Genomic DNA, 5,344 nt, shown 5'->3' with positions numbered 1-5,344 from the left:
GCCCCGGACCCCGCTCCTCGGACGCCGGAGGGGCTGAGTCGGGGCGCGGGCGCCGGGCCCGGTTACTCCTCGTGGATCGGGATGCGGCCGTTCACCGGCGGGGAGGCCGGGGCCGTGGTGTCCGGGGTCGGGGCCCGGCCCATCGAGGCCAGCAGCTGGCGGGCCACGCCCAGACCCGTGCCGCCCATCGTGAGCGCCTTCGCGAACATCTCCGACATGCCCTCGGCCCCGTTCAGCAGGACCATGTGCTCCACGTTCCCGAAGGCCCCGGCACCCGCCTCCACGATCGCCGGCCAGTTCTCGGCCAGTTGCTGGGCGACGACCGCCTCCTGGTTCTCCGCCAGCGCGGCGGCCCGCGCCTTGATCGCTTCCGCCTCGGCGAGACCGCGGGCCTTCGCCGACTCCGCCTCCGCGAGGCCCCGCGCCTGCGTGGCCGCGGCCTCCGCCTCACCGGTCGCCCGGGTGGCCTTCGCCGACGCGAAGCCCCGTGCCTCCACGGCCTGCGCGTCCACGGTCGCCGCCGTCGTCACCCGCGTCGCCTCGGCGGCCGCCGCGAGCTCCGTCTCCCGCGCCTTCGCCTGCGCCGCCGAGATCCGGGCGTCACGCTCGGCCTCGGCCCGGGTGCGGGTCTCGTACGCCGCCGCGTCCGCGGGCTTGCGTACGTCCGCCTGCAGTTGCTGCTCGCGCCGGTGCGCCTCCAGCTCCGCGACCCGGGTCTCCTGGACGACGACCTCCTGGCGCGCGGCCGCCTCCGACAGCGGGCCCGCCTGCCGGGCCGTCGCCGCCGCCTTGTCCCGCTCGGCCTGGTAGCCGGCCTGGAGGATCTCGCTGTCGCGCGTCGCCTCGGCCATCCGGGCGAAGGCGGCCTGCTCGGCCTCCGTGGCCAGCCGGTTCGCCTCGGCCTGCGCGATCCGCGCGTCCCGCTGCACGGCCGCCGCGTGCGGCATCGCCAGGTTCTTGATGTAGCCGGTCGGGTCCTCGATCTCGTGGATCTGCAGCGAGTCGACGATCAGGCCGAGCTTCTCCATCTCGGTACCGCAGGCCATCCGGGTCTGACCCGTCAGCTTCTCCCGGTCGCGGATCATGTCCTCGACCGTCAGACCGCCCACGATGGACCGCAGATGGCCCGCGAAGACGATGTGCACGCGCTCGGGCATCATCTTCTGCTGGTCCAGGAAGCGGCGGGCCGCGTTGGCGATCGACACGAGGTCGTCGCCGACCTTGAAGATGACGACGCCCTTCACCCGCAGCGGAATGCCCTGGTGGGTGACGCAGTCCACGGACAGCTGTGTCTCGTTGAGGTCCAGGGACAGTTTCCGTACCGCTTGCACGCCCGGGAGTACGAGCGTCCCCCGCCCGGTGACGATCCGGAAGCCCATGCCCTGCCCGAGGCCCTCGGTCTTGTGCGTGGAACCGGAGATGACGAGTGCCTCGTTCGGTTCGGCCACCCGCCACATGAGCTTGAACAGGCCGATCAGAGCCACGATTGCGGCGAGAACGATTCCCGCCACGACGCCGATAGCCATCGGCAACGCCCCCTTAGCGCGGTGCCGTTCGGCACCGACGAGGCCGAGTCTGCGCCTGCCGCGGCCCGGCCGGAAGATGCGTGCCGCGTCTTGTCGCCATCCTGATACGTACAGGTGGGACGGGGCGTCAGTTGTCGTAGGCGGCCATCACGTACACCGTGCGCGGCGGCAGGTACTCGACCACCGTCACCACCGTGCCGACGGCGAGGCGGCCGGTCCCCCAGACCGGGTGGGCGAGGAAGTGCTCCGCCCCGCCCCGGATCCGGACGATGACCTCGCCCACCAGCCCCGGCCCGACCGTGCCGGTCACCCGGCCGGTCAGTCCCACCATCTCCGTATCGGCACCCGTGTCCCCCATGGGGGGAGGGTACGCCGCACGGCCCCCGGAAGGGGATGGCCGGGCGGGCTACGAGTGGCCGAGGTCCTCGGCCGGCAGGTCGGACTCCGAGACCGGGACCGATCCGGTGTCGGGCGCCGGCCGCAGGGTGAACTCGTCCGAGGCCATCGAGTCGAGCACCGGCGGGGCCGGTCGCAGCGGCGCGGGCATGACCGCGGCCTCCGAGTGGCCGCCGCAGCCGTAGGACAGCGAGACCAGACGGCCGTCGGCCGGGCTGAACTCGTTCGCGCAGACGCCGAAGGCCTGGCCTAGCGAGCCGCCGATGGCCACCAGGAAGCCGCAGGAGACGCAGGACGCGGGTGCCGCCTGCGCCATCGGGGTCTTCGCGCCGAAGGACTCGTCCCACCGGTCGGCGGCGGTGTGCAGCCCGTACCGTGACAGCACGCGCGCCCGGCGCATGCCCAGTTCCTCGGCGACCGAGGTGATCGAGCCGCGTACGGGGACCACGGCGCGATCGGTGACGTCGGCGTCCTCGGCCTCGACCAGTTCGGCCATCTCGGTGGAGACCACCGAGTTCGGCGGCGGGGTGTCCTCGCCCGACCAGCCGGGCTCCAGGCGCAGGTCCTCGGCGTCGGTGGGCAGCAGGTCGCCCGGGCCCATGTCGCCCGGGCGCAGTCGCTCGCTCCACGGCACCCACTCGGGGGCCAGCAGCGCGTCGTCGCCGGGCAGCAGCACCGTTTCGTCGAGCGTGACGTTCTTCGCGCGGGAGGCGCGGGTCACGGTGACGGCCCAGCGCCAGCCGCGGTAGCCGGGCTCCTTGGACTCGAAGAAGTGGGTGACGACGCGGTCGCCCTCCGCCACGGCGGAGACGTGCGCGCCCACCACTCCGGGGAAGGCGGCCTCCTCGGCCGCCGCGCGGGCGAGTTCTACCGCCTCGACGCACAGGCGGTCGGGGGTACGCGGGGTACGGCTTCGCGTCGTCGCAGCACTCACTGGTCTCGTTCTCTCCTACGCCGTCTCACGTGTGCGCCGTCCGTACTGTCGTCCACAACGACCCGCCGGTGCTGTCCGTACGTGGCACGGGCGGAGCGGACCAGAGGGCCGCGTCGACGTCCGCACCCGATCGGACTCCGGGCGCACCTCACTGCAACCCATTCTGCGGGATCACGAAGAGGCGCGCGGCCAGGAGCAACCGCCGGTGGCGCGCTACGCACGCTACCTCCTCTTAAGCCTCGGGCACACATGCAAGGTCCGATTCGCGGACAAGCCACCGGGTGCGCGACGCGCCGGGAGGCGCCCCCGGAGGGCCGGGTGGGGCACTATGTCGAGTGTGGCACCCGTACGGTCGTCCGACGACGGCTCGGGACCGGCCAGGCGGGCCGGCCGGGCTGTCGGGCGTGCGCTGCACCTTCCGGCGCGCGGGATCCGGCGGGCCACGCACGCGCACGGGGCCGGTGAGTCGGGCCTCGGCAAGCTGATCGAGCTGCACGCCATCAACGGCGCCGGCGACATGCTGATCACGGTGGCGCTGGCCTCGACGGTGTTCTTCTCCGTTCCCACGGACGAGGCACGGGGCCGGGTGGCCCTGTACCTCGGCATCACGATGGCCCCCTTCACCGTGCTGGCCCCGGTGATCGGCCCGCTCCTGGACCGGCTGCCGCACGGCCGCCGGGCCTCGATGGCGGCCGCGATGCTGGCCCGCGCGCTGCTGGCGGTGCTGATGTCGGGCGCGGTGGCCACGGGGGGCATCCAGCTGTATCCGGCGGCGCTGGGTGTGCTGGTGGCGTCGAAGTCGTACGGGGTGGTGCGCAGTGCGGTGGTGCCCCGGCTGCTGCCGCCGAAATTCTCACTCGTCAAGGCGAACTCGCGGGTCACACTGGCCGGTCTGCTGGCCACGGGCGTGGCGGCGCCGCTCGGTGCCGCGCTGCATCTGATCGGGCCGCAGTGGCCCTTGTACGGGGCGTGCCTGATCTTCGTGGGGGGCACGTTCGCGGCGTTCACGCTGCCGCACAAGGTGGACGAGGCCAAGGGCGAGCGCCGGGCGCGGCTGTCCACGCACGAGGCGCACTCGAAGCGGCCGGGCCTGCGGACGGTCAGCCGGTCGGTGCTGTGCGGGCTGCTGGCGAACGCCTCGATGCGTGCGCTGTCCGGGTTCCTGATCTTCTTCCTGGCGTTCCTGCTGCGCGAGCATCCCCTGGAGGGGCAGAGCGCCGCGGTGTCGCTGGGCATCGTGGGCGTCTCGGCGGGCGTGGGCAACGCCTGCGGCACGGCGGCGGGCGCGTGGCTGCGGGCGCGGGCGCCGGAGGCGATCATCGCGGCGGTGCTGTGCCTGACGCTGGCCGTGGCGGTCCTCGCGGCGGTGTTCTTCAGCGGGCTGTTCATGGCCGTGCTGGGCGCCACGGCGGGCTTCTCCCAGGCGCTGGCGAAGCTGTCGCTGGACGCGATGATCCAGCGGGACGTGCCGGAGGCGGTACGGACCTCGGCCTTCGCCCGGTCGGAGACGCTGCTCCAGGTGGCGTGGGTGCTGGGCGGCGCGATCGGCATCGTGCTGCCGCTGAACGGCGTACTGGGGATGTCGGTGGCCGCGGCGATCGTGGCCCTGGGCACGACGATGGCGCTGCGCGGCGTCCTCTCGGCCCCCCGCCCCCACCACCCGGACACCTCCCGGCCCCGCGTGGCGTAGCGAAAAAATCAGCCCTCGCCGGCGTCCGAGGTGCGGGGGTCCGGGGGCAGGGCCCCCGCAACGGCGCCACACCCGGCATGCCTCGGAATGGGGCTTCGCGCAACCGGAGCAACGCCGCGCCGCAGGCCACCGGTACCCCGTGCGGCGGCGCAGCCCACCGGCCCGATAGCCTTCGGCTCATGACCGCACCGCTTTTCTCGGGTAGGGCCCACCGCAGCGTCGCGGCCCTCGGAGCCGTGTCCGCCGGCCTCCTCCTTCTCTCTGCCTGCGGCGAGAAGCCGACGCCGCTGGCGACCGTGACGGTCGGCACCTCGTCGGTGTCCGCCGAAGCCTCCTGCCACAACGACGGCAAGGAGCTCTCCATGGACCAGGTCCAGGAGTGCCTCACCAACCTCAAGAACCCCAAGACCGTCGAGTACGCCCGGGGCGACACCCTGCGCCTCGGGGTCGAGCCGGAGATCGTCGAGGACGGCAGGCGCTGGTCGGCGGTCCTGGACGGCCAGCCGATCACCGAGCCCTCCTCGAACACCTACCGCAGCTTCCCCGGCGCCGACGTCTTCGCGACCGGCGGCCAGGGCGAGGCCCCCGCCTCGAAGAAGCTGGCGTTCCTGCAGACCGCCGAGGACGGCAAGCCGCTCGCCGTCTGGTCCTTCGACCTCAAGCTCAAGTAACCGGGCGGCAGCGGTGCGCGCGCTCGTCGTGACCGCGGTGGCGGCGGAGGCAGACTCCGTCACCACCGGGCTGACCCCTCATCCGGACACGTTCGGTCCTGAGCCACGCACCTTGCCCCTGCGGTAC

Annotated in this window: 5 protein-coding genes; 2 read left to right on the top strand and 3 right to left on the bottom strand. The window is 73.2% G+C overall.

What is annotated here, in order from left to right:
- Positions 1-62: 62 nt before the first annotated feature.
- From ACWGIU_RS28635 to ACWGIU_RS28625, 3 genes are all read right to left on the bottom strand, one after another.
- Positions 63-1,532 (bottom strand): flotillin family protein, encoded by a 1,470-nt coding sequence (locus ACWGIU_RS28635; RefSeq protein WP_453710553.1) that lies wholly within the window; start codon positions 1,530-1,532, stop codon positions 63-65.
- A 121-nt stretch (positions 1,533-1,653) separates the two neighbouring features.
- Positions 1,654-1,884: a hypothetical protein gene (locus tag ACWGIU_RS28630; protein WP_453710551.1), complete on the bottom strand. Its 231-nt coding sequence runs from the start codon at positions 1,882-1,884 to the stop codon at positions 1,654-1,656.
- Positions 1,885-1,932: 48 nt separating this feature from the next.
- Complete coding sequence (locus tag ACWGIU_RS28625) at positions 1,933-2,856, bottom strand: DUF3027 domain-containing protein (RefSeq protein ID WP_453710550.1); 924 nt, start codon at positions 2,854-2,856, stop codon at positions 1,933-1,935.
- A gap of 328 nt (positions 2,857-3,184) precedes the next feature.
- On the opposite strand from ACWGIU_RS28625, the gene ACWGIU_RS28620 reads away from it, so the two are divergent.
- Positions 3,185-4,546, top strand: coding sequence for an MFS transporter (locus ACWGIU_RS28620; RefSeq protein ID WP_453710548.1), 1,362 nt, complete (start codon positions 3,185-3,187; stop codon positions 4,544-4,546).
- Positions 4,547-4,725: 179 nt separating this feature from the next.
- Positions 4,726-5,217 carry a DUF2771 domain-containing protein gene (locus ACWGIU_RS28615; RefSeq protein ID WP_453710546.1) on the top strand — a complete coding sequence of 164 codons (492 nt, stop codon included), beginning with the start codon at positions 4,726-4,728 and terminating at the stop codon, positions 5,215-5,217.
- Positions 5,218-5,344: the final 127 nt, after the last annotated feature.

The organism is Streptomyces sp. NPDC054840 (assembly GCF_053611065.1).
This window is presented reverse-complemented; position numbering and strand designations above follow the sequence as displayed.